The following is a 203-nucleotide window of genomic DNA, read 5'->3' on the forward strand; positions in this document are numbered from 1 at the left end:
ACTCCTACGGGAGGCAGCAGTAGGGAATCTTCCACAATGGACGCAAGTCTGATGGAGCAACGCCGCGTGAGTGAAGAAGGTCTTCGGATCGTAAAGCTCTGTTGTTGGTGAAGAAGGATAGAGGCAGTAACTGGTCTTTATTTGACGGTAATCAACCAGAAAGTCACGGCTAACTACGTGCCAGCAGCCGCGGTAATACGTAG

The 203-nt window shown here is 50.7% G+C and carries 1 rRNA gene; it reads left to right on the plus strand.

Going from position 1 to position 203, the window contains the following annotated elements:
• Nucleotides 1-203 (plus strand): 16S ribosomal RNA (locus tag FD23_RS09050); the annotation flags it as partial.

Origin of the sequence: Lactobacillus delbrueckii subsp. delbrueckii DSM 20074 = JCM 1012, assembly GCF_001433875.1 — a bacterium.
GTDB lineage: Bacteria > Bacillota > Bacilli > Lactobacillales > Lactobacillaceae > Lactobacillus > Lactobacillus delbrueckii.